The 25,902-nt window shown below is 39.8% G+C and carries 25 protein-coding genes; 18 read left to right on the forward strand and 7 right to left on the reverse strand.

Annotated elements, in window-relative coordinates; all coding sequences use genetic code 11:
• Positions 1 to 56 precede the first annotated feature (56 nt).
• Genes ACSLUF_RS11585 through ACSLUF_RS11600 form a run of 4 tightly spaced genes read left to right on the forward strand, consistent with a single transcriptional unit; the run spans position 57 to position 1,409 of the window.
• Positions 57 to 374 carry a DUF2752 domain-containing protein gene (locus ACSLUF_RS11585; protein ID WP_435622945.1) on the forward strand — a complete coding sequence of 106 codons (318 nt, stop codon included), beginning with the start codon at positions 57 to 59 and terminating at the stop codon, positions 372 to 374.
• A 12-nt stretch (positions 375 to 386) separates the two neighbouring features.
• The gene (locus ACSLUF_RS11590; protein ID WP_435622946.1) at positions 387 to 716 is read left to right on the forward strand and encodes a CCC motif membrane protein; all 330 of its coding nucleotides are present in this window, start codon (positions 387 to 389) and stop codon (positions 714 to 716) included.
• A 29-nt stretch (positions 717 to 745) separates the two neighbouring features.
• Entirely contained in the window at positions 746 to 1,030 is a 285-nt protein-coding gene (locus tag ACSLUF_RS11595; RefSeq protein WP_435622947.1) for a CD225/dispanin family protein, read from the forward strand.
• Positions 1,031 to 1,049: 19 nt separating this feature from the next.
• Positions 1,050 to 1,409 (forward strand): DUF2752 domain-containing protein, encoded by a 360-nt coding sequence (locus ACSLUF_RS11600; RefSeq protein WP_435622948.1) that lies wholly within the window; start codon positions 1,050 to 1,052, stop codon positions 1,407 to 1,409.
• Here the strand turns inward: ACSLUF_RS11600 and recQ are convergent.
• On the reverse strand, positions 1,406 to 3,607 hold the full coding sequence (recQ, locus tag ACSLUF_RS11605) for a DNA helicase RecQ (protein WP_435622949.1): 2,202 nt from the start codon (positions 3,605 to 3,607) through the stop codon (positions 1,406 to 1,408). The genes ACSLUF_RS11600 and recQ overlap by 4 nt on opposite strands.
• A gap of 188 nt (positions 3,608 to 3,795) precedes the next feature.
• Here recQ and ACSLUF_RS11610 point away from each other — a divergent pair, with 188 nt between their 5' ends.
• Genes ACSLUF_RS11610 through lptB form a run of 4 tightly spaced genes read left to right on the forward strand, consistent with a single transcriptional unit; the run spans position 3,796 to position 6,735 of the window.
• Entirely contained in the window at positions 3,796 to 4,761 is a 966-nt protein-coding gene (locus ACSLUF_RS11610; protein WP_435622950.1) for a KpsF/GutQ family sugar-phosphate isomerase, read from the forward strand.
• Positions 4,761 to 5,597, forward strand: coding sequence for a twin-arginine translocase subunit TatC (tatC, locus tag ACSLUF_RS11615; RefSeq protein WP_435622951.1), 837 nt, complete (start codon positions 4,761 to 4,763; stop codon positions 5,595 to 5,597). Before ACSLUF_RS11610 ends, tatC begins: the two co-directional genes overlap by 1 nt.
• Positions 5,587 to 5,937 (forward strand): carboxymuconolactone decarboxylase family protein, encoded by a 351-nt coding sequence (locus tag ACSLUF_RS11620; protein ID WP_435622952.1) that lies wholly within the window; start codon positions 5,587 to 5,589, stop codon positions 5,935 to 5,937. Before tatC ends, ACSLUF_RS11620 begins: the two co-directional genes overlap by 11 nt.
• A gap of 57 nt (positions 5,938 to 5,994) precedes the next feature.
• Positions 5,995 to 6,735 carry an LPS export ABC transporter ATP-binding protein gene (gene lptB, locus ACSLUF_RS11625; RefSeq protein WP_435622953.1) on the forward strand — a complete coding sequence of 247 codons (741 nt, stop codon included), beginning with the start codon at positions 5,995 to 5,997 and terminating at the stop codon, positions 6,733 to 6,735.
• Here lptB and ACSLUF_RS11630 read toward each other — a convergent pair.
• Positions 6,724 to 7,473: a CDP-alcohol phosphatidyltransferase family protein gene (locus ACSLUF_RS11630; protein ID WP_435622954.1), complete on the reverse strand. Its 750-nt coding sequence runs from the start codon at positions 7,471 to 7,473 to the stop codon at positions 6,724 to 6,726. The genes lptB and ACSLUF_RS11630 overlap by 12 nt on opposite strands.
• A gap of 102 nt (positions 7,474 to 7,575) precedes the next feature.
• Between ACSLUF_RS11630 and ACSLUF_RS11635 the strand changes: the two genes are divergently transcribed.
• The 9 genes from ACSLUF_RS11635 (at position 7,576) to ACSLUF_RS11675 (ending at position 21,313) form a co-directional block, all read left to right on the forward strand.
• Entirely contained in the window at positions 7,576 to 8,751 is a 1,176-nt protein-coding gene (locus ACSLUF_RS11635; RefSeq protein ID WP_435622955.1) for a DUF4105 domain-containing protein, read from the forward strand.
• A 14-nt stretch (positions 8,752 to 8,765) separates the two neighbouring features.
• The gene (locus tag ACSLUF_RS11640; protein ID WP_435622956.1) at positions 8,766 to 10,640 is read left to right on the forward strand and encodes an ABC-F family ATP-binding cassette domain-containing protein; all 1,875 of its coding nucleotides are present in this window, start codon (positions 8,766 to 8,768) and stop codon (positions 10,638 to 10,640) included.
• Between the two features lie 146 nt (positions 10,641 to 10,786).
• Positions 10,787 to 11,143 (forward strand): hypothetical protein, encoded by a 357-nt coding sequence (locus tag ACSLUF_RS11645; protein WP_435622957.1) that lies wholly within the window; start codon positions 10,787 to 10,789, stop codon positions 11,141 to 11,143.
• A gap of 238 nt (positions 11,144 to 11,381) precedes the next feature.
• Positions 11,382 to 11,942, forward strand: coding sequence for a cob(I)yrinic acid a,c-diamide adenosyltransferase (locus ACSLUF_RS11650; RefSeq protein WP_435622958.1), 561 nt, complete (start codon positions 11,382 to 11,384; stop codon positions 11,940 to 11,942).
• Between the two features lie 122 nt (positions 11,943 to 12,064).
• On the forward strand, positions 12,065 to 12,289 hold the full coding sequence (locus ACSLUF_RS11655) for a DUF2795 domain-containing protein (protein WP_106145445.1): 225 nt from the start codon (positions 12,065 to 12,067) through the stop codon (positions 12,287 to 12,289).
• A gap of 134 nt (positions 12,290 to 12,423) precedes the next feature.
• The gene (gene secA, locus ACSLUF_RS11660; RefSeq protein ID WP_435622959.1) at positions 12,424 to 15,786 is read left to right on the forward strand and encodes a preprotein translocase subunit SecA; all 3,363 of its coding nucleotides are present in this window, start codon (positions 12,424 to 12,426) and stop codon (positions 15,784 to 15,786) included.
• Positions 15,787 to 15,950: 164 nt separating this feature from the next.
• The gene (locus ACSLUF_RS11665) at positions 15,951 to 17,168 is read left to right on the forward strand and encodes a sensor histidine kinase (protein WP_435622960.1); all 1,218 of its coding nucleotides are present in this window, start codon (positions 15,951 to 15,953) and stop codon (positions 17,166 to 17,168) included.
• Positions 17,169 to 17,210: 42 nt separating this feature from the next.
• Positions 17,211 to 19,727 carry a M14 family zinc carboxypeptidase gene (locus ACSLUF_RS11670; protein ID WP_435622961.1) on the forward strand — a complete coding sequence of 839 codons (2,517 nt, stop codon included), beginning with the start codon at positions 17,211 to 17,213 and terminating at the stop codon, positions 19,725 to 19,727.
• An 8-nt stretch (positions 19,728 to 19,735) separates the two neighbouring features.
• Positions 19,736 to 21,313: an amidohydrolase family protein gene (locus ACSLUF_RS11675; protein WP_435622962.1), complete on the forward strand. Its 1,578-nt coding sequence runs from the start codon at positions 19,736 to 19,738 to the stop codon at positions 21,311 to 21,313.
• Between the two features lie 30 nt (positions 21,314 to 21,343).
• Here the strand turns inward: ACSLUF_RS11675 and ACSLUF_RS11680 are convergent, their stop codons facing one another.
• Both ACSLUF_RS11680 and ACSLUF_RS11685 read right to left on the reverse strand, forming a co-directional pair.
• Positions 21,344 to 21,580 (reverse strand): hypothetical protein, encoded by a 237-nt coding sequence (locus tag ACSLUF_RS11680; RefSeq protein WP_435622963.1) that lies wholly within the window; start codon positions 21,578 to 21,580, stop codon positions 21,344 to 21,346.
• Positions 21,581 to 21,762: 182 nt separating this feature from the next.
• Positions 21,763 to 22,437, reverse strand: coding sequence for a peptidoglycan DD-metalloendopeptidase family protein (locus tag ACSLUF_RS11685; RefSeq protein ID WP_435622964.1), 675 nt, complete (start codon positions 22,435 to 22,437; stop codon positions 21,763 to 21,765).
• 82 nt (positions 22,438 to 22,519) lie between these two features.
• Between ACSLUF_RS11685 and msrA the strand changes: the two genes are divergently transcribed.
• Complete coding sequence (gene msrA, locus ACSLUF_RS11690) at positions 22,520 to 23,209, forward strand: peptide-methionine (S)-S-oxide reductase MsrA (protein ID WP_435622965.1); 690 nt, start codon at positions 22,520 to 22,522, stop codon at positions 23,207 to 23,209.
• Positions 23,210 to 23,322: 113 nt separating this feature from the next.
• On the opposite strand, the gene ACSLUF_RS11695 is transcribed toward msrA, so the two are convergent.
• The 3 genes from ACSLUF_RS11695 to ACSLUF_RS11705 are packed head-to-tail and all read right to left on the reverse strand — an operon-like array spanning position 23,323 to position 25,856.
• On the reverse strand, positions 23,323 to 24,765 hold the full coding sequence (locus ACSLUF_RS11695; protein ID WP_435622966.1) for a hypothetical protein: 1,443 nt from the start codon (positions 24,763 to 24,765) through the stop codon (positions 23,323 to 23,325).
• Positions 24,737 to 25,330 carry a hypothetical protein gene (locus tag ACSLUF_RS11700; protein WP_435622967.1) on the reverse strand — a complete coding sequence of 198 codons (594 nt, stop codon included), beginning with the start codon at positions 25,328 to 25,330 and terminating at the stop codon, positions 24,737 to 24,739. Before ACSLUF_RS11700 ends, ACSLUF_RS11695 begins: the two co-directional genes overlap by 29 nt.
• Complete coding sequence (locus ACSLUF_RS11705) at positions 25,314 to 25,856, reverse strand: RNA polymerase sigma factor (protein ID WP_435622968.1); 543 nt, start codon at positions 25,854 to 25,856, stop codon at positions 25,314 to 25,316. Before ACSLUF_RS11705 ends, ACSLUF_RS11700 begins: the two co-directional genes overlap by 17 nt.
• Between the last annotated feature and the right edge of the window lie 46 nt (positions 25,857 to 25,902).

Raw genomic sequence — 25,902 nt, forward strand, 5'->3', positions numbered from 1 at the left:
AAAAATCAACGGAAAGTGTAAAAATAGTGGTATTTTTCGATGTCTTAGAAGACGCAATGAAGACACTAATCACATTTCTCTTGATTCGTACGGAGCGCTATATGCTCCCCTGTTTGAACAAGGAACTTCTAGGAGTAGAATGTCCTGGATGTGGTATGCAGCGTTCGGTGAATTTATTGTTGCATGGGGAGTTTTTAGCCGCATTCAAAATGTATCCTGCAATCTACCCCATACTAGCTGTTTTACTTTTTTCCGGATTGAATGTGTTTATAAAAATAAAGCATGCCTTTGTAATCAGAACATCCTTAATCATAGTAATGGCAATTACAATGGCAGTAAGCTATGTTTTTAAAATGAGTCATTTTTTTCACTAAATATTTAACCAAATGGAACAACAAAAATTACCCAATGCTACGCTCATACTCGTTTTCGGAATATTGTCAATAGTAGGATGTTGCTGTGTATACGGTGTTGTTGGTTTGATCTTTGGGATTATAGCCCTAGTTCTGGCCAAGAAAGCAACAGCAACCTATAAAGAGAATCCAGAGCTGTACAGTGATTATAACAATGTTAAAACAGGAAGGATATTGGCAATAATTGGGGTTATTCTAGCTTCGCTAACCCTTATTATGTGTATTGCCTTATACAGCATGTTTGGCTTTGAAGCTCTTCAAGATCCAGAAAGATTACAAGAGCTTTTGGAACAATATCAATAAACTTTTTAACCAATAAATAGTTCTATTTTATGGAAAACAACACAAACCCACCGCCAAAACCGGATAATTATCTGGTTTGGGCTATTCTAAGTACGGTTTTTTGCTGCATCCCTACGGGTATTGCCAGTATTATTTTTGCCAGTAAAGTAAATGAGGCCTATGCGAGAGGGGAATATGATGAGGCCGCCAAGGCTTCAAAAAATGCAAAGATGTGGGCCCTTATTGGTGCCGGAGCCTCTGTTCTGGTCTGGATTATCTACTTTGCCATTTTTGGCTTTGCCATTCTTGGAGGATTAGCCGGTGGAGATTTTTAAAAAATCATTGTTTTTAGTTATGGGAGTGTTGCTCATTGGGGCGACACTCCTTTTCTTTTCCCACAATCCAGAAACCCATTACTTTTTTCCAAAATGCCCAGTGGAGCATCATTTAGGAATTTACTGTCCCGGTTGTGGTTCCCAGAGGGCGATACATGACTTACTTCATTTTCGGATTGGTGAAGTTTTTGATCATAACTTCCTGTTCATCCCATTTTTAGTGGTCGTCTCACAACATGTTTTGTCAAAAACTGGATACGTAAAAAGTAAAAGTCTTCTAAGCTATAGATATGCTCCTATAATACTACTAATTGTAATTATCGTTTTTATGGTTTTGAGAAACTTAAAGGAAGCTCCTTTTGAGTATTTGGCCCCTTAATTAGCCACCTCACTGATAAACTTAACCCGATAGAGACGTAATTCCTCATCCTCATAGTCACCCTCAAATTCTTCAACCGCATCTGAAATGGAATCCGTGTCAGCTTCCAAAAAGTAATCGTGAATTTCCTCTTGTTGATCCTCGTCTAAAATCTCATCAATCCAATAAGAAATATTTAATTTCGTCCCGCTGAATACAATCTGCTCCATTTCTTTGATTAATGCGGACAGTTCGAGACCTTTGGCCGAGGCAATATCATCCAAAGGTAGTTTTCTATCAATATTCTGGATAATGTATAGCTTCAAACCAGAATTGGCCCCGGTGCTTTTGACCACTAAATCGTCTGGTCTTATAACATCGTTTTCTTCCACATAGCAGGCAATTAAATCCACAAAAGGTTTACCATACTTTTTGGCTTTGCCTTCCCCTACCCCATGAATGTTCAATAACTCCTGCATGCTTACAGGATATTTTAAGGCCATATCATCCAAAGAAGGGTCTTGGAAAACCACAAAAGGGGGTACTTCCATTTTTTTGGCCTCTTTTTTCCTGAGATCGCGTAGTAGTTTTAATAGTTTTTCATCGGCAGCCCCACCTCCAGATTTCCCAGGAGTCAAAATACCATTATTGGATGCTTCCGTATAGACATGATCCTGTGTCATTAAAAAAGAATTTGGATTCTTTAGAAAATCCTTTCCTTTTTCAGTCAGATGAAGAATGCCATATTGTTCAATTTCCTTTCGCAATAATCCAGCCACCAAAACCTGTCGGGTCAAAGCCATCCAAAAAGCTTCGTCTTTTGCATTACCTATGCCAAAAAAATCCTTTTCATCGGTTTTATGGGAAGATATCATGGCATTTACCTTACCTACCAAAATCTTTACAACTTCCTTGGTTTTGAATTTCTCATTGGTTTGCTGTACTACGGAAAGTAATTGGGTCACCTCTTTTTGGGCTTCCTCTTTTTTCTTTGGATTTCGAGTATTATCGTCCATATCGGCACCCTCTCCATTAACTTCATCGAATTCCTCACCAAAATAATGCAGGATAAACTTTCGTCGAGACATAGAGGTCTCCGCATAGGCGACAATTTCCTGTAAAAGAGCATTCCCTATTTCCTGTTCGGCAACAGGTTTGCCCGACATGAATTTCTCCAGTTTCTCAACGTCCTTATACGAGTAAAACGCCAAGCAATGTCCTTCGCCCCCATCCCTTCCAGCACGACCCGTTTCTTGATAGTAGCTTTCTATACTTTTGGGAATATCATGGTGAATCACAAAACGGACATCCGGCTTATCGATTCCCATTCCAAATGCAATGGTGGCCACTACCACATCCACCTCTTCCATAAGGAACATGTCCTGGTATTTTGACCTGGTTTTAGCATCAAACCCAGCATGATAAGGTACTGCACTGACCCCATTGACTTGAAGCACTTGGGCCAACTCCTCCACTCGTTTTCGACTCAAACAATAAACAATGCCTGATTTCCCCTGATTTTGTTTTACAAATCGGATGATATCGGCATCCACATTTTGGGTCTTCGGACGTACCTCGTAGAACAAATTGGGTCTATTGAAAGAGGCCTTAAAAACTTTGGCTCCCGTCATTCCCAAGTTTTTGATGATATCTTCCTGAACTTTGGGTGTTGCGGTCGCGGTTAAACCTATGATGGGGATATCATCTCCCAACCTGCCGATAATACTTTTCAAGTTTCGGTATTCCGGTCTAAAATCATGACCCCATTCAGAGATACAATGGGCTTCATCCACAGCAACAAAAGAAAGGGGTACTGAGCTTAAAAAATCTACATTCTCTTCTTTCGTCAAGGACTCTGGTGCCACGTACAATAATTTAGTAATCCCATTGCTGATATCCTCCTTGACTTGTTTTACCTCTGTTTTGGTCAAGGAAGAATTCAAAACATGGGCAATACCATGCTGTTCCGAGACCCCTCTAATAGCATCAACCTGATTTTTCATTAAGGCTATAAGAGGAGAAACGACAATGGCCGTCCCTTCTTTCATCAAAGCGGGTAATTGATAACAAAGCGATTTTCCACCACCGGTGGGCATAATCACAAAAGTATCCTTGTCTTGAACTATATTTTTGATAACATCTTCCTGAAGTCCCTTGAACTGTGAAAACCCAAAATATTTTTTGAGGGACTCAAGTAAGTCGGAGTTTGTAAGACTCATTTCCGTAATTCTATTTAAACCTATTTACCAATAAAGAAGAATTTCTCCTTAGCATTCCTGGCCTTTAATCAAAAAGGGCCATTTTCATCAATACATAAATAGTCTGGTAAAAGATAGTTTGTTTAGTTTTGTAATCTTAAATATAAGACATTCTTTTAGGAATGCAACCCAATAAACTTTTAATTAACTTGAGCGACATACAGTCCATTTTATCCATTGCCAAACGTACCATTCAAATTGAAAGCCAGGCTATTGCCAATCTGGTTCATTTACTTAATGAAGAATTTGCGGAAGCCGTCCAGTATATTTTGGAATGCAATGGTAGAGTGGTGGTTTCGGGGGTTGGCAAAAGTGCCATAATCGCTTCCAAGATAGTGGCTACCTTGAATTCTACCGGCACTCCCGCCATATTTATGCATGCTGCCGATGCCATACACGGAGACTTGGGAACCGTACAACAAAACGATGTGGTGATATGTCTTTCCAAAAGTGGAAACACGCCGGAAATAAAAGCCTTGATTCCCCTAATCAAACTTCGTAAGAACAAATTGATTGGAATTACCGGAAATATGGAGTCCATATTGGCAAACCAAGCCGATTTCACCTTGAACACCTTTGTGGAAAAAGAGGCCTGTCCCAATAATTTAGCTCCTACTACAAGTACTTCAGCTCAATTGGCCATGGGGGATGCCCTGGCCATTTGTCTTTTGGAACTGAGGGGCTTTAGTAGCGATGATTTTGCCCAATATCATCCTGGCGGGACCCTTGGAAAAAAGTTATATCTCCGTGTTTCTGATATTGCCTCCCAAAATCAAAAACCCCAAGTATCTGTGGATTCAAGTGTGAAGGAGGTCATTATTGAAATTTCAGAAAAAATGTTGGGAGCTACGGCTGTAATGGAAAACGATGCTGTTGTTGGAGTTATTACCGATGGGGATATTCGGAGGATGCTAAAAAAACACAATGACATAAGTGCTCTGACTGCTAAAGACATTATGACCCAAAATCCAAAATCCGTTGCAAAAGACACTTTGGCCGTAAAGGCTCTTGAACTACTTCAGGAAAAAGGCATAACCCAACTCTTGGTGTTGGATGGAGAAAATTATGAGGGTGTTGTCCATATCCATAATCTCATAAACGAGGGAATTCTATAATGGCAAAGACTACCACCCAAGACCCCAATGAAATGTCCTTTTTGGACCATTTGGAAGAGTTGAGATGGCATTTGATTCGCTCCACCATCGCCATAGTGATAGTGGCGTGCATCGCTTTTGTAATGAAGGATTTCATTTTTGATACCATCATATTTGGTCCCAAGAAGATGGATTTCCCTACCTACCGGTTCTTTTGTAGAATAGCCACCATTTTTGGAATCGATTCGGAGTTTTGCTCAGACCAACTGCCATTCACAATACAAAACCGAACCATGGCTGGGCAATTTTCAGCGCATATCTGGACATCCATTTGGGCCGGATTCATCCTGGCTTTCCCTTACGTGCTTTGGGAGCTTTGGCGATTTATCAGCCCTGGGCTACATGCCAAGGAAAGAAAATATTCCAGAGGATTCATTTTGGTGGCCTCTTCCCTATTCTTTTTGGGAGTACTCTTTGGATACTATGTGGTTGCCCCTTTGTCCATTAATTTTTTAGGGACTTATCAGGTTAGCAAGGAAGTGCTGAATGAAATTGATATCAGTTCTTTCATTGCCACGGTAAGAGCTTCGGTAATTGCTTGTGGTATCATGTTCGAGCTGCCCATCATCATTTATTTCCTAACCAAAGTAGGACTGGTAACACCGGCAATCCTCAAAAAATATCGAAAGATAGCTCTGGTAATTGTTCTGGTTTTATCGGCCATAATAACACCCCCTGATGTGGCCAGCCAAATTGTGGTTGCGGTACCTGTTTTGATTCTGTATCAAATTAGTATTTATATCTCCAAAGTGGTCTTGAAAAAAGAAGCAAAAAAAGCAAAACAAAATGCCAAATAAAGTAGAAGAGTTCAACGCCTATCGTTCCAAAATGAACGAGAAACTTTTGGCGGACAATAATAAAATTATCAAGCGTATTTTCAATTTGGACACCAACGCCTACATGGAAGGAGCATTGGATGTAAAAACCAAGGAATTATTGGGGCTGGTAGCTTCTGCTGTGTTGCGTTGCGATGACTGCGTAAGTTATCACTTGGAGAGCGCTAAAGAAGCCGGTGCGAGTAAAGAAGAGGTCATGGAAACCATGGGCATAGCCACTTTGGTGGGCGGAACAATTGTAGTACCACATCTACGCAGAGCCTATGAGTATTGGGAAGCTCTGGAAGAACTGGACTCCTAAAAAGATGATAAAACCTGTACCATTCACTGGGAATATGATTAGATTTGGCAGATTCTTATGAAGCTGAGGGCAGAAAATATCATGAAAGCCTATCGAGGCCGAAAGGTTGTGAAAGGCATTAGTCTTGAGGTAAATCAAGGTGAAATTGTAGGACTTTTGGGTCCAAATGGTGCCGGTAAGACCACTTCTTTTTATATGATTGTGGGCTTGATTAAACCCAATGGAGGAAAAATCTATTTGGACGACATGGAAATTACCACTTTTCCCATGTACAAAAGAGCACAAAATGGAATAGGGTACTTGGCTCAAGAAGCTTCGGTTTTTAGAAAACTTAGTATTGAGAAAAACATATTGAGCGTTTTGCAACTTACCAAGCTGAGCAAAAAAGAGCAGCACATGAAAATGGAGTCGCTCATAGATGAGTTTGGATTGGGACATATTCGCAAAAATCGCGGGGACTTACTTTCCGGTGGAGAACGTAGAAGAACGGAAATAGCTAGAGCTTTGGCTACAGACCCAAAATTTATCCTGTTGGATGAGCCTTTCGCAGGGGTTGACCCCGTTGCTGTTGAGGATATACAACGCATTGTAGCCCAACTAAAAAACAAGAACATTGGTATTTTGATTACGGACCATAACGTTCAGGAAACCTTAGCAATTACCGAACGCTCCTATCTTATGTTCGAAGGAGGAATCCTCAAAGCGGGTATTCCAGAGGACCTGGCCAAAGATGAAATGGTTAGAAAAGTGTATCTGGGACAGAATTTTGAGCTTCGTAAGAAGAAACTAAATTTCTAGTCTACCCCCGGTCTTTGACAGTAAAGAGGTCAAAACATACAAGATGATTATTACCGGAACCGCCAAAAATTTCAAGGTTAACAACAATACAAAGCTTCCAATCAAAAAGAGGTAGCGCACCTCATTCCCCTTAAACTGCCAGCTTTTAAATTTTAAGGCAAACAATTCAATATTGGCATTTAGGAGGAAGGCACTCAGCAAAGTAAGCGCGATAAGAAACCATTCATTAAGAATAATACCGTTCAACACATCATTGTTATGATACAAAAGAATCAAGGGCAAAGAAAGAATGAGTAGTGTATTGGCTGGAGTGGGTAGGCCTATAAAAGAGCTGACCTGATTTTCATCAATATTGAATTTGGCCAAACGATAGGCGGAGGCGAGTGTAATGACAAAGCCCACCAACGAAATCGGACTAAAGTCAAGAGTACTCCAATAATTTGCGATGGTTTCATTTGTCTGCCAACCTCCAGTTTCTGCCATGTTAAGTAATTGAAACATAACAATTCCCGGAACCACCCCACTGGTCACCATATCCGCCAAGGAATCCAGTTGCACACCTATTTCGCTCTGTACTTTGAGCAAACGCGCTGCCAGACCATCCAAAAAATCAAAGAAAATACCCAAAAACACAAAAAAGGCAGCGATTTCCAGTTTATTGAGAACCGCAAAAACTACCGCAATACATCCACTTAAAAGATTTAATAGGGTAATGAAATTGGGAATATGTCGTTTCATAAGGTCAGATTTCAGTAAAAATAACTTAAAAAATAAACTGTCTTTTCGTAAACGCTAGGCAGTGTTGGTTTTATTCTGATATTTGCCAAGTTAATATCAACTATGACCATTCGCACTGTATTTGCACTTGCAATTTTCCTTTTAGGAAATTTAGGGTTCAGTCAAGCTCCAAGTCTCTCGGAGAACTCCCAAGTGAGTGTACTTACCTGTGCTACTGGCGACCAGTTGTATTCCAAATTTGGGCATACAGCTATCAGGGTTCAAGACCCGATTTTGGGTATTGATGTGGTTTACAACTACGGAACTTTTGACTTTGACCAACCCAACTTTTACTTGAATTTTGTCAAAGGAAAAATGATTTATTCTTTGTCCAGAAGGTCATTTGATAATTTTCTTTTTGAATACGAACTGGAAAAAAGATGGGTGAAAGAACAAATTTTGGATTTGACGCTTCCTCAAAAAAATCAGTTTCTTGTCTTTTTGGAGAACAACTACCTTCCTGAAAACCGGGATTATCTATACGACCCCCTGCTGAATAATTGCTCTAGTATAACTGGAGATATCCTAGAGGAACTATATGGTGACGCCATAGTCTTCAGTGGGTCCCATTTAGAAAAACGGTATACTTTTCGCCAATTGGTTCGCCAATATTTAAACATCAATTCATGGTCTGCCTTCGGAATTGATTTAGCATTTGGTTCTGTGGTTGACCGAAAAGGGACGGTACGAGAACATATGTTTCCCCCATATTACACGATGTACCAATTAAACAACACCACAATAGGCGACAAACCTTTGGTTAAGAGGGAAAGAACAGTTTTGGATTATGCGGAACATGAACAAAATGGATATTTCCCACTTTCTCCCCTTTTTTGGTTTTCCTTATTCCTCATTTTCGTTGGGGTTATAACGTATTTGGACTTAAGACACAAAACCAGAAGTCGATGGCTTGATTTTTCTATGTTACTGATTTCTGGATTAATTGGTTTGATATTACTGATTCTTTGGGTGGCGACCGACCACACTTCAACTCCTTACAACTACAATATATTTTGGGCTTTCCCCTTAAACCTGGCAGTCGCATTCATCCTAATTTTCCAACCCAAATTACCCGATTGGACACCACGGTATTTTGTTGTTGCGTTGATTTTAATTGGTTTGGTCATTCTACTTTGGATATTTAGAGTGCAATCCTTTTCGCCCGTTTTGATTCCATTGCTTATGGCCATGGTAATCCGATATTGGTATATACTCCGCTGTTACCGATTGAAATTCTGAAACCTCCATACCCCATGAATTTACTCACGGTTGAAAATATTGGAAAGTCCTATGGAGAATTGGTATTGTTTTCTAACCTATCCTTTGGAATAAATAAAGGGCAAAAGATTGCTCTAGTGGCTAAAAATGGTAGTGGTAAGACTTCCATTTTAAACATCATTTCTGGAAAAGATACTCCGGAAACCGGACAAATCACCAAAAGAAAGGGAATACGCATTGCTTTTTTGGAACAAGAACCCGCTTTGGATTCGAATCTGACGGTGGAACAATCCATCCTCAGCTCAGAAAATCCCATTTTAAAAACTATCTCCAATTACGAAAAAGCTTTACAAAATCCTGATGATTCTGAACAATATCAAAAGGCTTTTGAGGCCATGGAGCAAAGCAATGCCTGGGACTTTGAGACACAATACAAACAGGTCCTATTCAAGCTACATTTATCTGATTTAAATGTAAAAGTGGATACGCTGTCAGGGGGGCAAAAGAAACGTTTGGCACTTGCCGGCGCGCTTCTTAATAAACCTGATGTATTGATTTTGGATGAGCCCACCAACCATTTGGATTTGGACATGATTGAATGGTTGGAGGCGTATTTTGCCAAAGAAAACCTCTCCTTGTTTATGGTCACCCACGACCGATACTTTTTAGAGCGGGTTTGTAACGAGATTTTAGAACTTGACAATAAGCAACTCTATAGCTACAAAGGAAACTATTCCTATTACCTAAGGGAAAAAGAAGCCAGACAAGAGCGTGAGGCAGTCGAGCAGCATAAAAATAAAATACTCTTCAAAAAAGAGCTGGATTGGATGCGAAGACAGCCGAAAGCACGAACCACCAAATCCAAATCCCGTATTGATGATTTCCACGAAATCAAACAGAAAGCCAAGAAAAGAAGGGAGGACCATGAAGTCCAGCTTGAACTCAACATGGAACGTTTGGGAAATAAGATTCTGGAGCTCCACAATATTTCCAAATCCTTTGGGGATAAAACCATTCTTTCCAAGTTCAATTACAATTTCATCAAAGGAGAGCGTATTGGGATTATTGGTCCCAATGGAACAGGAAAATCCACTTTTTTGAATATGCTTACACAAACAGAGCATCTAAACGCTGGAAAAATTGTTGTGGGTGAAACGGTCAAGTTTGGGTACTACACCCAAAAGGGAATTCCCATCAAAGAGGGCCAAAAGGTAATCGATGTCATACGGGAATTCGGAGATTATATTCCCCTCAAAAAAGGAAAACAGATTTCGGCCCAGCAACTCCTGGAACGCTTTCTTTTTGACCGTAAAAAACAGTATGACTTTGTAGAAAAACTAAGCGGAGGTGAACGCAAACGCCTTTATCTGTGTACAGTTTTGATTCAAAATCCCAATTTTCTAATTCTGGATGAACCTACCAACGATTTGGACATTGTTACCTTAAACGTTCTGGAAAGTTTCTTGTTGGATTTTCCAGGTTGCTTGGTTATTGTATCCCACGACCGTTATTTTATGGATAAAATTGTGGACCATCTTTTTGTGTTTAAAGGGGATGGTATCATCGAAGATTTCCCTGGAAATTATTCCGATTACAGAGCTTATGAAAATAGTCGCATTGTAGAAGAACGGCAAAACAAAATACCCGTTGAGAAGGAAGAAAAGGCTCAATGGCGACAAAGTGACAATTCTGGAAAACTCTCCTATCAAGAACAGAAGGAGCACAAACAATTGGAAAAGGACATTCAAAAACTGGAAGAACAGAAGGAAAAGCTGCAAAATGAGTTTTCAAATACTGAGCTTTCTCCAGAAGAAATCAAAGAACTTTCCATTCAGCTAAGTGAAGTAACCGACACCTTAGAGGAAAAGACAGAACGATGGTTTGAGCTTTCGGCAATCTTGGAGGGTTAGATATGCTTTTTAGACTCAAGTCATACCTAAAATTTCTGCTAAAGTCAACCAATCATCATGGAATACATTCCCCTTTCGTTTTTGATTATCTAACCAAGTGCTTGTATGTAAAACCCAAAAAATCCAGAAATAAAACTATCGATGTTGTGCTAAAAAGTATCCCATATTTTAATGCCAAATCGATTGTTATACAGGGCAATGATGACCTCAAGAAACAAATACATCAGAACAGCCCAAACTTTTCTGAGCAACAAACCCCAGTTGACATCCTTTACTTTGAATCCCTGTTGAATCAACATCCAACCATGTTCTTCTCCAATTTTCAATTACATAATGATAGTTTGATACTTTTCCGCGGAATCCATGATTCCAGAGAAGCGCTTTCTTCATGGAAAGAGTTTGTAAAGAACAAAAAAGTCACGGTAAGCATAGACTTCTACCATTGTGGATTGCTTTTCATCCGAAAAGAACAGGTAAAACAACATTTTACGATTCGGATATAAAAAGGTATTTTTAGTTGAGAAAGTAGCATTATGGATTATACCATTTATATCATTTTAGGAGGTTTGGTCATAGTATATTTTGTAGTGTTCTTCACCAATAAAAGAGGCCGAAAAAGAAGAAAATCTCGAAAATTCATGGACGGGAAACGTAGGCACAACGATCAATAAACAATGTGCAATTCACAATGAACAATTGGTATTTGCTTATTGTAAATTGATAATTGGCAATTGAAAACTAATGAAGATATACACTAAGACTGGGGATAAAGGCGATACTTCCCTTTTTACAGGAACTCGAGTTCCTAAACACCATATCCGCATAGAAAGTTACGGTTCGGTAGATGAACTCAATTCGGTTTTGGGATTGGTTCGAGATCAAGAAATAGATACGCATTCCAAGGAAAGTTTAATTCATATTCAAGATAAATTGTTTACCGTAGGTGCTATTTTGGCCACAGAACCGAAAAAGGACAATCGGCTCAAAATACCTCGGATTGAAGAACAGGATATTGGTTTTTTGGAACAAGAAATTGACACCATGAACGAGGAACTTCCTCCGATGACGCATTTTATTCTTCCAGGAGGACATCCGACTGTGTCATACTGTCATGTTGCGCGTACAACCTGCAGACGGGCAGAGCGAATGATATCCTATTTGCATGAAAAAGAACCGGTTCCTGAGAATGTAATTGCCTACATAAATCGTCTTTCTGACTACCTTTTTGTGCTGGCACGAAAGTTGTCCAAGCAATTGAACGCAGAAGAGGTCAAATGGATTCCTAAGAAATTGGACGAATAAATTGCTATTTTTTGCGTTACAGAATTAGCAAGACAGAAATAATTTTTAAATAATTGTGTTTTTGCTTGACAAATTCGCTTTAAAAATTATTTTTGCAAAAATTTTAAAATCAAACCGTTACTATGTACTGGACATTAGAATTAGCTTCATATTTAAGTGATGCGCCTTGGCCAGCCACCAAAGACGAACTTATAGATTACGCCATTAGAACTGGTGCCCCCTTGGAAGTCGTGGAAAATTTGCAATCCATGGAAGAAGAAGGAGGCGAAGTATACGAATCCATAGAGGAAATTTGGCCTGATTATCCCACGGAAGAAGATTACCTCTGGAACGAGGACGAGTATTGATTCCTCTATCATAAAGCAAAACTAAAAAGTCTCTTCTGAGGCTTTTTTTTATGTAATTTTGACACCCTTGCAAAGGCCATCCTGACCACTTTTGACAATGGAACAGCTTTTGCGACCCAAAAGAAAAACATTTCATGAGTTTTATAAATTCCGTACTAAAGGTTTTTGTTGGAGATAAATCTGAAAAAGATGTAAAGGCGTTACAACCTTTGGTAAAAGAAATAAGGTCCTTTGAGCAACAACTTGAATCCCTGTCTTTGGATCAGCTTAGACAAAAGACAGTGGACTTCAAATCGAAGATAAAGGAAGAGCGAAAAGATATTGATGATAAAATCGACGCTCTAAAAGAAGAAGTCCAAAGTTCAACTGATATTGACCGAAATGAAGAAATCTATGCCGAAATAGATAAACTGGAAGAGGAAGCCTATTCGATTTCTGAAAAAACATTGAATGACATTTTACCAGAAGCTTTTGCAGTAGTAAAAGAAACTGCCAAGCGTTTTGCAAATAATGAAACTCTTGAGGTAACGGCAACTGAGTTTGACCGGTCGCTTTCAGGTTCCAAAGATTATGTCACTTTGCAAGGAGATAATGCCATCTGGAAAAACTCTTGGGACGCTGCCGGAAAAGAGGTTACCTGGGATATGATTCATTATGATGTACAATTGATTGGGGGTATCTCATTGCATCAAGGGAAAATTGCAGAAATGCAGACAGGGGAAGGAAAAACATTGGTAGCTACCCTCCCACTCTATTTGAATGCATTAGCTGGAAAAGGTTCCCACCTCGTTACGGTAAATGACTATTTGGCTAAGAGGGACAGCACATGGATGGCTCCTATTTTTGAGTTCCATGGCCTTTCTGTGGATTGTATCGATAAGCACCAACCCAACTCAGATGGAAGAAGGGCTGCTTATAATGCCGATATTACATATGGAACCAACAACGAATTCGGTTTTGATTACCTGCGGGATAACATGGCCCATTCACCAAACGACTTGGTACAAAGACCTCATCATTATGCTATTGTGGATGAGGTAGATTCCGTATTGATTGATGATGCACGTACCCCATTGATTATTTCTGGACCCGTACCAGAAGGGGACCGCCATGAATTCAATGAATTAAAGCCCAAGGTATCTGATATTGTTCAAAAACAACGTCAACATCTTACCGGTGTTCTTGCCGAAGCCAAAAAGCTTATCAAGGAAGGAGACACCAAAGAAGGTGGATTTCTGTTGCTTCGCGTGTTTCGTGGATTACCCAAGAACAAAGCACTCATCAAGTTTTTGAGTGAAGAGGGTGTGAAACAATTGCTTCAAAAAACGGAGAACTTCTACATGCAAGACAATAATCGGGAAATGCCCAAGGTAGATGCCGATTTGTTGTTCACCATTGATGAAAAGAACAATCAGATTGAGTTAACTGACAAAGGAGTCGATTACCTCTCTGGAGAAGAAAACAAAGATTTCTTCGTAATGCCAGATATTGGAGGTGAAATTGCCAAGATAGAAGAGCAAAACCTGGAAATTGAAAAAGAAGCTGAACTCAAGGAAGAACTTTTCAAGGATTTCGCTGTTAAAAGTGAACGTATCCACACCATGACCCAACTTTTAAAGGCTTATGCACTTTTTGAGAAGGATGTGGAATATGTGGTCATGGATAATAAGGTCATGATTGTGGACGAACAGACCGGTCGTATCATGGATGGTAGACGCTATTCCGACGGTTTGCACCAAGCTATTGAAGCCAAAGAGAATGTGAAGATTGAGGCGATGACCCAAACCTTTGCTACGGTAACGCTCCAGAACTATTTCCGGATGTACAAAAAATTGGCAGGTATGACGGGTACTGCGGTTACGGAAGCAGGTGAATTTTGGGAAATCTATAAGTTGGATGTGATGGAAATTCCTACCAATAGACCTATTGCCCGTGACGACCGAAATGATTTAATCTATAAGACCAAAAGAGAAAAATACAATGCCATTATAGAAGAGGTTACTGAACTTTCCAATTCTGGCAGACCCGTTCTAATTGGTACTACCTCGGTTGAGATTTCTGAATTGCTATCCAAATTACTAAGTGTACGCAAGGTACCCCATAATGTACTGAACGCTAAATTGCACAAGAAAGAAGCTGATATTGTTGCCGAAGCGGGGAAACCCGGTGTGGTAACTATAGCAACCAACATGGCTGGTAGGGGAACCGATATTAAACTAATTGATGAAGTAAAAGAGGCAGGTGGATTGGCCATTGTGGGTACGGAAAGACACGATTCAAGACGGGTGGACCGGCAGCTTCGTGGACGTTCAGGTCGACAAGGTGACGTCGGTAGTTCACAGTTCTATGTCTCGCTCGAAGACAATTTGATGCGTTTATTTGGTTCGGATAGAGTGGCCAAAATGATGGACCGTATGGGATTGGAAGAAGGTGAGGTCATTCAGCATTCCATGATGACAAAGTCCATTGAACGGGCCCAGAAAAAGGTGGAAGAAAACAACTTTGGTATCCGTAAACGTCTTTTGGAATACGATGATGTTATGAACGCCCAACGCGAAGTGGTCTACAAAAGGAGAAGGCATGCTCTGCAAGGGGAACGATTGAAAGTGGACATTGCCAACATGATCTATGACACTTCAGAAGTTATAGCGGAGACCAATAAACTAGCTGAAGACTATAAAAACTTTGAGTTCGAACTTATCAAGTATTTCTCCATTACCTCTCCCATTTCAGAAGAGGAATTCAGAAAATTGAACTTTCAAGAGATAGCCAATCAAGTGTACCAAGCTGCATACAATTTCTATCAAGAAAAGATGGAACGCAGTGCAGGGGTGGCTTTTCAAGTAATCAAAAGGGTCTATGAGGACCAATCCAATAAATTTGAGCGAATTGTGGTGCCCTTTACGGATGGCATCAAAACCCTTAATGTCGTTACCAATTTGGAAAGTGCCTATCAAAGTGAAGGGAAACAGTTGGTCACTGACTTCGAAAAGAACATCACCCTGGCTATAATTGATGATTCTTGGAAGACACACTTACGCAAAATGGATGAGCTGAAGCAATCCGTCCAGCTGGCTGTTCACGAACAGAAAGACCCTCTCTTGATTTATAAGTTTGAAGCTTTCGAACTTTTTAAGGAGATGATTGACAAGGTGAACAAGGAAGTGATTTCTTTCCTTTACAAAGGAGAACTTCCTTCGGAAAACACCAATCAAATACAGGAAGCAAGAAGCGTTCGCAGACCCAAAGAAAAGCTTCAGACTACCAAAGAAGAAATTCCAAATAGCGATGAATTGGCAGCCCAGAACCGTGCGGCAGGCCAAGCACAAGGCAGGAGACCTCAAATAACGGAGACCATCGTTCGTGAAAAACCAAAGATTGGGCGCAATGAACGAGTTACCATCAAAAATGTAATGTCAGGTGAAAGCAAGACCGTAAAATACAAACAAGCTGAGCCTTTGATAGATAGGGGAGAATGGGTACTCATCGAAGACTAGCGGTTAAAAAGTATGTAGAAAAACGACGGCCAAGAATGGCTGTCGTTTTTTGTTTATAACAAAAACATAGTTAGATTTACAACATCGTTACCCCATAGAAATAACCTAAAGCTATAGCCACAACCTCTTTTTTATAGTTCCAGGTGAAGACCTAATCGCAGCATATGAAGGTTCCTAATAAGGATAAACAACTCTTACAAGACAAGATTGATTTGGTGCTAAAGGTTAACTATAGTTCTTCCATTTTTGCAATAATTTTTGGCCTTGCCTGTATTTATTTTTTGAATATACAAGGGGTTATTCCTTATGCTTTTTTTATCTACGCTTTTCTAAACCTTACCAATACATTTCTGTACTTAAAACATCGGAATTTAACCCTCGCGTATAATTTCACTTCCATTTTGTCCATGGCAGGGGCCATAATTGTAACCCTATTCAGTGGGGGTATCCGAAGTCCATTCATTTTCATTCTAGCCATAGTAGTGTTTGCAGCCTATGTGACCACCATGGTCTATGGACAGGTATATCTGGTCTTTAATTTGGTGGTGGTTGGCATGTTGTTCTTATACGACTTGGGCGATTTCCGAATCTCAGAGAATACCGTTCCAGAGGAATCCAGGAGTTGGTTTGCTTTTCTGAGTACTGTTTTTGCGGTGTATCTTTTGGGAGGGGTTTTTGGAAAGAATCTGCTCAAAGCCCACACCAGACTTTATACCTCTCGTAACGAAATTCAGGAACGAATTAAGGAAAAGGAAACCCTTTTAAAAGAGGTCCACCATCGGGTGAAGAATAATTTACAGACCGTTTCCAGTTTATTGAGTCTTCAGTCGCGAACCATTGAAGATGATAAGATAAGTACGATTATCAAGAGTAGTCAAAATAGAGTGGTTTCGATGGCCATGGTTCACGAAATGCTCTACAAAAGGGATGACTACCTGTCCAAAATCGAACTGAAACCTTATGTACAAGAACTTTGCGAGTATTTGGTGCGCTCAGTTAAAGGCAATTCCAATAACATTAAGCTGAATTTGGATATTGATGACAACAAGCTAAGTATTGATACGGTAATTCCTTTGGGGTTGATTATAAACGAAACCATTACCAATGCCCTGAAATATGGTATTCCAGAAGACAAACCCGGTGAAATATCCATCTCATTGCAAAAACTGAAGGATCATAGATATATCATGCACATTGGGGACAATGGGGTAGGATATGCAGATGATGTTAATCCGAAAACTGCAAAATCGCTTGGGCTTAAACTAATCTATAACTTGGCTCGTCAGCTTAGGGGTTCTATTACTCGGGAGTCCGACCGCAAAGGAACCCATTATCGTATGGTTTTTGAGGAAATTGTGGAAGATTTCAATGCTATTGAATAAATAGCTTTTCCTATCTTTAAAGGATTAACCAATCCTGCACGAATGCTTAGAAAATTACTTTTGGGAATGCTATGCATTTTTAGTATTTCCGTTTCCGCACAAGACTATTTTTTCAAAAAATTTCAACCCTTTGATTCCAAAATCCAATCCCCAGAAGAGTTTTTGGGACATGGGATTGGGGAAAGGCATACAAGACATGATTTAATTGTGGCTTATATGGATTATTTGGCTCAAAATTCTGAGCGGGCATCCTATCTTGAGTATGGCAAAACCTATGAAGGACGAAAACTGGTAATACTAACCGTTACCTCACCAGAAAATTTAAACAATCTCGATGCTCTAAAAGAGCAACATTTAGAATATACAGATCCAAACAAAACGGCAACAGATTATGATAACCTGCCTGTTTTCATAAATCTAGGATATAATGTACACGGAAATGAACCGTCCGGTGGGGAAGCGGCTATATTAATGGCCTACACCTTGGTAGCATCCAATAATCCAGAAATTCTAAATTATTTGAACAACGGAGTCATCTTTATTGACCCAACCATTAATCCTGACGGTAGGGATCGCCATACGCAATGGGCTAATATGTATCAAGGTAATCCTTTGGTGGCTGACCCCCAAGACGCCGAACATAACGAATATTGGCCACGGGGACGTACGAACCACTATTGGTTTGATCTAAACCGCGATTGGTATTTGGCGATTCATCCTGAAAGTCGTGGAAAATTAAAGTGGTATCATCAATGGTATCCCAATGTGGTGACCGATTTTCATGAAATGGGAACCCAAAGCACTTATTTCTTCGAACCCATGAAAGCTAATGGATCTTTAGACCCTATTATGCCCAAAGAAAACTATGAGGACTTAAACAATCTCTTTGGGGATTACTTTGCTAAAGCCCTTGATAGCATTGGTTCATTTTATTTTACTAAGGAAGTATTTGACGGCACCTATCCTGGATACGGCTCCTCCTACCCTGACCTTCAAGGAGGTTTGGCATTATTGTTTGAACAAGCCAGTTCCCGGGGGCACAAACAAACTACTGCGTTTGGAGAAATAACATTTCCTTTTACTATTAGAAATCAATATGTATCCAGTATTGCCACCATAAAGGCTGCAGTTGAAAACAAAGGTACACTCAGAAAATATCAGCAAGACTTCTTTAAAAGTGCCCTGACCAATGCCTCGAGAAGTAAAATCAGGGCGTACGCCTTTGAAAATAAGTTTGATGATAACCGGACCAAGGCATTTTTGGACAAACTTCTACTACATAAAATTGAGGTATATAAAAGTGGTGATACGTACACCATCCCCACTAGGCAGCCGCAATATCGAATGGTACAAAGTGTATTCGAGACCTATGAAAAATTTAGGGACAGTGTTTATTACGATGCCTCAGCTTGGTCTCTGGCTAATTTTTATAACATTAATTACAAATCGACTTCATCCTCAAACCTTGGGGAAAAATTGACGGATTTGGAAGGTCTGGTAAACCCTATGGCAATTCAAAAGACAGAGTATGCATACGTGGTTGATTATGATGATTACAATGCTGTTGCGGCCTTAAATCATATGCAAGAAAAAGGGTTGGTGGTTTCATCATCGTTCAAGCCGTTTACGGCAAAAACCACAGCGGGAGATAAAAAATTCAACTACGGCGCGCTTGTGGTCCCTGTGAGTCTTCAGAAAAAGGATTCCGATGAGGTGTTCAATATTATTAAGGAAGCGCAGGACAGTTATAGTGTTCCTATTTATGCGGTAAATTCAGGATACAGCATACAGGGTATTGATTTAGGCAGTCGCTATGTCCAACCTGTTACCAAGCCTAAGGCCGCCATGATTATTGGAGATGGGGTTCGCTCCTATGAAGCTGGTGAAGTATGGCATTTATTGGATACCCGAGTACACATGCCTATCACCAAAATACCAATGCGCAACTTTGACCGGGCCAATTTGGACAAGTATAACACCCTGGTCATGGTATCCGGGAATTATAAGTTCTCCAAAAAAACTTTGGAAAAAATCAAAAACTGGGCCAACAAAGGAAATACGCTAATCACCATTGGAAGTGCCACCAAATGGGCTATAGAGAAGAAATTAGTCAAAGAAAAACTAACCGATGCTGAAAAGGATACTACGGCAATCGTCGAGCGTAAACCTTACGTTGATGCTCCAGAGAACCTAGGCAAGGAAAGAGTGGGTGGTGCTATTTTCAAAGTGGATTTAGATGTGACACACCCGTTGGCCTTTGGCTATCGTGACACTGCTATTCCAGTATATAAAAACAACACAGTCTGGTTAGTTCCAAGTAAAAATGAATATGCCACTGTGGCCAAATATGCGGCGGACCCTCACATTGATGGTTTTATTACCAAAAAAAATCTGGAAGAAAATTTAAAACCTTCGGCATCCCTAATAGTAAGTAAAGTGGGTTCTGGTAGAGCTGTGCTTTTTGCTGACAATCCAAACTTTAGAGGTTCATGGTATGGTACCAATCGTTTGTTTTTGAATGCTATATTCCTCGGGGATAAAATTAGAATTCCAGAATAATCCAACTTATGAAAAAACTATTCACTCTCTTTCTAGCCTTCTCTTTTTGTGCTTCATATAGTCAGAATGAATTGCGAGAAGGTCCTTTTTCACAACTTATTATCCGTGGAGTTACCTTAATCAATGGAAATGGGTCACCACCCCGTGGTCCGGTAGATATTGTAGTCGAAAAAAACAAGATAGTCGACATTAAAATTGTGGGATACCCTGGTGTTGCCATTGATGAAAGCAAACGTCCCCAATTGAAACCAGGTGGCAAGGAACTTGATTGCAGTGGAATGTATCTTTTACCCGGCTTTGTGGATATGCATGGGCACATTGGTGGAGTAGCCCAGGGTGCGGATTATGATTATGTCTTCAAATTATGGATGGCACACGGGATTACAACCATTCGAGAACCCAGTGGTAGAGGTATTGATTGGACCTTGGATTTAAAGCGAAAAAGTGAAAAGAATGAGATTATAGCGCCTAGAATCTTCGCATATACGGGATTTGGTCAAACCACAGAAGGTTTCAATCCCTTGAATGACATTCCCATTAGTACCCCAGAACAAGCCAGAAAATGGGTTCGTGCAAATGCAGAAAGAGGTGCCGATGGCATCAAGTTTTTTGGAGCTCCACCAGAAATTATGGCCGCTGCCTTAGATGAAAACAAGAAGTTGGGCTTACGCTCTGCTTGTCACCATGCACAGGTAGATGTCGCTAGATGGAATGCCCTGAATTCAGCTAGAGCAGGATTAACCACAATGGAACACTGGTATGGACTTCCTGAAGCCCTTTTTGTGGATAGAACGGTTCAGAATTATCCTTTGGACTACAACTATCAAAATGAACAAGATCGTTTTGAGGAGGCTGGAAAACTTTGGAAACAAGCAGCAAAACCCTATTCTGAACATTGGAATACGGTGATGGATGAATTAATTGGCCTGGATTTTACCATTGACCCCACATTCAACATCTATGAAGCCAGTAGGGATTTGCATAGAGCTCGAAGAGCGGAATGGCATGAGGAATACGCCCTTCCCACGGTTTGGGCTTTTTTCCAACCTAGTAAAATAAGCCATGGTTCCTATTGGCATGATTGGGGCACTGAACAAGAAGTTGCCTGGCGGGATAACTACAAATTGTGGATGACCTTTATCAATGAGTACAAAAACCGGGGAGGTAGGGTAACCACTGGTTCAGATTCTGGTTTTATTTTTCAACTTTATGGTTTTGCCTATATACGAGAAATGGAATTGTTACGTGAGGCCGGCTTTCATCCTATGGAAGTTATCCGTTCGGCGACACTTAATGGAGCAGAAGCATTAGGAGCGGCTGATAAAATTGGGTCAGTTGAAATAGGAAAAATGGCTGACTTCGCCATTGTAGAGGAAAATCCACTCAAAAACTTAAAGGTACTTTATGGTACTGGAGCCATAAGGCTAACTGATGATAATGAAGTGGTGCGGGTTGGTGGCGTCAAATACACCATTAAGGATGGAGTTATTTTCGATTCGAAGGCACTTTTACGCGACGTAAAAGCGATGGTAGCCGAAGAAAAACGAAAATTAAACTACACAATAAAACAGCCAGGAATGAAATAGAAAGCATATGTTTGGTTTGAGGGTAACAAATTAAGCCAACTTAGCTTTGTTTCTTTTAGTTCTAAAAGACAACGCTTTTTTGATTCTTGAATTCTTATATCTGTACAATCTAGTAACTTCAGTTTCTTTTTTGGAATCAGCATCAATCTCGATATCCAAAGTAACCGAAAAAGTCACGGTCTCTACTTTAGTTTCCTTGGAAACACTCTGTGCCATAGTTAAAGTTCCAAAGAAGATTACTGCGATTGTGGTTAAGATTGCTTTCATGACTTGGGTTATTGTTACATGGTAAAATTACCCTCAGAGCAAGCCTAGCACGGATTTATCTCGCTTAACTTCCTATTTTTCTCGGTGTTGGAATGTTTTTAAGTTGAAGTGTATTTTATCCTCGATGAACGTTTTTGACGTACGAAACACCCTACCGAAGGCATGTGCATTTCATCGATCTTTTAACTTTTCAGCTTTAATAAAAGATTGGGGTTTGGGCAGTTTTTTTGAAAGAAATGGAGTTCTTTTTGGGAACAGACTCCAGGATAATCGCCTTCATTTCCTTCGATATCTTCAATAATTTGAAAGTGCAAATGAGGCGCATAGTTTACATTGATGTCCGGAGCCCCCAATGAAGCGAGTGTATCTCCGCGTTTAAAAACCTTTCCTTTTTCCAAACCTTCCAATGATTCTAGGGACAGATGCCCATAAAGTGTATAAAAGGAAATTGATTGAAAATAATGTTCCAAGATAATAGTAGGACCATAGTTGCCAACATCGCTATTGTTCCTAAAACTATGTACTACTCCGTCAATCGGCACATGCACTTTGGTGCCTGCTGCATGCCAAAAATCCATTCCCAAATGAATATTGCGCTGTTCTCCCTTCCCAAAACGACCAAAAGAGTCGTATATGCCCCTTTGCTCTAAATAACCTCCAAAAGCAACTTTTTTTCCTTCTTTGACCAATACGGTATCAATGTAGCTTTGACAACCTTCTGGTGAAGTCATAACATAGCCATCAAGTTGCCTGTTTTGTATTGATAAATCCAGAGTTACGTAATCCGATAAAGAAATCGCAGTATCCAAGACAGCAATTGGTTCTGAACTATGTTCCCTTAAAAAATCAGAAAGCATTGGATATGGTTTAGATTAACATTTTTTAACAAAGTCTGTAGTAATAGTTAGTATCTTGGAACTACTAAGTTTAAAAACCATAATGAAGATATTAAGAATTCCCTTTTTGGCCATCATTTTATTGATATCCGCCAATTGTCAGCCCAAAAGCACAAAAACAACGAAAACAGTAGCCCAAGAAATCTCTTCGGAACCTGCTAAAGTGATGCTTACCGCAGAAGATTTGCAAAAATATGAGACAGCTTATTTTGCAAGCGGTTGTTTTTGGTGTGTTGAAGCCATTTTCGAAAGTGTGAAAGGTGTAAAGGAGGTTTATTCCGGTTACTCAGGTGGAAAGGAAAAAAATCCTACCTATGAAGAAGTTGCCTATGGAAGAACTGGACATGCGGAAGCTGTAGAGATTTTTTATGACCCTGAGGTAATCAATTTTACGCAATTGGTACAGGTTTTCTTTGGTTCTCATGACCCTACTTCTTTAAATCGGCAAGGGCCGGACCGAGGAGCACATTATCGTTCAATTGCTTTTTATAAGAATCCCGAAGAACAAAAAATCATTCAAGATTACATAGCACTTTTAGAGTCTGAAAAAGTATATAACAGTCCCATTGTAACTCAAATTGCACCGTTTGAAACTTTTTATAAAGCTGAGGAGTATCATCAAGATTTTGAACGCAGAAATCCGTATAACTCTTATATTAGAAATGTTTCGGTTCCTCGGCTGAACCGATTTAAGGAAAACTTTCAATCGTATTTAAAGGAGGATGCCCACTAAGGCGTAATTACCGTTTTTTAAATGGGATTAAATGGGTAAGCTAGAAGAGGTTTAAAGAAAGTAGGTAACTGAAGAAAATAGAGGTTGTTTCGGGACAATAGAGTCTAATCAGGTTATTGTTTCAAAACAACCTCACTGTATTTGGAATTGATATTAATAGATTTATTTCGATTATCCTGAATGTAATATCCTTTATATATGTTGGTATTGTAATTTTTCGATTTGCCAATTTCCAATACTTTTGGATACTTGATATCAGAAGTAGTTTCGTTGACGTAAATACTAAACGGAACAGAAGGCATTTTAAAATCCACCTCCCCATTGTCCACCGAAATATCGATATTATTAAAGTCGTCAGCGACGGAATTCACATACAATTTTCCCAGATTGCTTTTCACTAGGGCCTTATCCACCACATGGCCTATAATTACTTTGGAAGAAACCGAGTTTAACGAGAGCTCCTTTACCTCCTTTAAATCCACATTATCTGAATAATTGGTCCTAAGTTGACCGTAATTCCATTTTTGCACTACAACTGGAGAATATGAAACCTGAATATCTGTTCGGTCCCCGTCAATTGTGGAAGCAAGCAAGCTTGCGTACGACAAGCTTGCTTTTAGGTTTTTGGTATTTGCGGCCAATTTTACTTCACCATGCCTTACATTCATCTTCAATTTAACCGATTTAGGCATTTTGATTTTGATGCTCTTTTTGACCTTATACTTTTTGCTCTTCCCATTGGTAGAAAGATAAAATATATTCGAGTCATCGCTGTTTCGCAATCTAATCACTTCAGACCGTATTTTATCCCTTTCTCTGTTTCGTTCCTTCCGTAGTTCATCACGCTTTGCCCTGGCTTCATCACGAATAGTTCGCGCTTGCTCTCTTAACGCATCCCGCTGCTCTCGTAGTTGGGCTCTCTGCTCCTCGCGCTCCTCCGCCAATTCCTTCACTTTTTCACTCCATTCCCGATACCGGTCCTTATATTCTTCATCAAAATTCTTATCAAAATCTTTTTTCCATTCTTCAAGGTATTTATCCCCCTTTTCCCGGTAGGCATCATAGTCAAAATTAATTTGGGGAATTGGTGGCATTGGCGGTAGCTCAGGAATTACCAAAACTTTCGGTAAATCGGGTATTCGGAGACTCTCAAATAAAGGTTCAACAAAAGAAACATCAGGTAATACTTCTACATTGAAATTGTAATCGAAATCCCAGTCCCTATCTCCAGAAATGACACTCCAGCTTCTTCCTTTGGTGGTAACTTCAATTTCTTTACTATTGCCTAGGATTTGTACAATATCTTTTTTGAAGTATTCGTCCGCTTCTTCTTTTGTGGCCCCTTCCAATTCAACCACCGCAGTTATTTCAACTTGATTCTTGTTCCACGTTTCAAATTCAATATCTGCATGACTGGTGTTGATGTCCAACACGGCATCCGGATTGACCGTAAAGGTTTCTTTATAGGTTTTTGATCGGGTATCTTGCCCATGAAGGTACAGTCCGTGTACCAAAAAAGCACATAGGCTAAATACTATAAGACGATTCCTGTTCATTTTTTGATGATTTTAATTGATTCAACTTAGTTTTTAGTTTTTGCAGTAGCTGCAGGCGTAATTGTAAATTATTTATAAGAGCATTAATGGTATCATCGTTGGGGCCCAATTCATTGAGTTCCGCATTCAATCGATTGTATTCCCTATCCAACTCAGCCAATTGTTCCATGTAACCATCAACCAAGGCCTTATTGTCATCATTAAACTCCAATTCAGAAAGCTGCAAGTTGATATTGGCCACATAATAATCCTCAACCTTCTTCAAATCAGGTGAAAGGTCACCCAGAGATATAGGAATTACATTTTCCTGCTCCGTATTCACATCTACCACATTAGTGTTAGGGTCATCTTGAATTCTTCCGGTTTGCGAAAGAAAGTAGATGCCAAAACCAAGTAGTACTACAACTGAGGCCGCCACAGAAAACCAGAACGGATGATTCCTTTTCTTCGCTGTAGGTAATTCCCTTTCTAATTTGTCCATAAAACGAGCTTCATGACCCGATTTCATGGGAAATTTCCTTTCGTTGCGTTCCTTTTCAAATAATTTTCTAAGATCCTGTGCCATACGCCATATCTTTTAGCATTTCCTTTAGTTGCGCTTTTCCTCGTAACAAACGAGTTCTAGAAGCTGTTTCCGAAATATTGAGTATTTCAGAGATTTCACTATGATCATATCCTTCCATCAAAAACAGCTGTACTACATATCTGTATTTTTCACTTAGCAGTTCTATCGCTTTTTTCACGTCATCTATATCCACTTCACTTTCAACATTCCAATCCCCATCATCCGAAATGTGAAGATATCCCTCATGCAACTCCACCATCTGTTGCTTTTTGGATTTCAAGAAATCAATACTTCCATGCACAACTATTTTTTTCAACCAAGCGCCGAAAGTCACTTCTCCCTTAAACTGGTCTATCCGCTGAAACGCCTTGATGAAAGATTCCTGTAGCACGTCTTCCGCGTCATCTGAATTTTTCAGAAAACGCATGGCTACACAAAACATACCATCACAGTACTGCTTGTACAGTTGCATTTGGGCCTTTCTATTGTTGGCCTTACATTGTTCTACCAGTTCAATTTGAAACATGGTCAGTTTCGATGTTGGTTTTTGGTGTTGTTCAAGTTAAGGACGA

The sequence above is a fragment of the Flagellimonas sp. genome (assembly GCF_965601775.1).
In the GTDB taxonomy this organism is placed as follows: domain Bacteria; phylum Bacteroidota; class Bacteroidia; order Flavobacteriales; family Flavobacteriaceae; genus Flagellimonas.